This is a genomic window from Burkholderia sp. APQ4-4ca (assembly GCF_057837105.1).
Genome location: NZ_JBYQCG010000055.1, coordinates 1 through 308, shown reverse-complemented (window position 1 = coordinate 308; position 308 = coordinate 1). Strand labels below are relative to the sequence as shown.

Annotated in this window: 1 protein-coding gene; it reads left to right on the top strand. The window is 59.4% G+C overall.

All coding sequences use genetic code 11. From position 1 onward, the window contains the following. On the top strand, window positions 1–239 hold a 239-nt coding region (tnpB, locus tag AC3IFE_RS01650; protein ID WP_489189398.1), incomplete at its 5' end, for an IS66 family insertion sequence element accessory protein TnpB. Window positions 240–308 lie beyond the last annotated feature (69 nt).

Here is a 308-nt window from a genome sequence, read left to right as displayed (position 1 = left end):
TCGCGCGAGCGATATTCGCATTCCGAAATCGCAAGCGCAACCGGGTCAAGCTGCTGCTGTACGACCGCACGGGCTTCTGGCTCATGTTAAAGCGGCTGGAAGCCGACCATTTCGTCTGGCCCCACCGAGAGCAAGCGGTGATCGAATTGACTACCGAGCAGCTTCACGGGCTGCTCGACGGCATCGATATCGACGCCATGCAGCGACACCCGGCGCGCCGATATCGTCACGCCAGCTGAATGCGGCGCCGATTGATGTTGTCGGTAAACAACGTCGGTGACGGTTGTTGCCCATTTCCGTAAACCCAC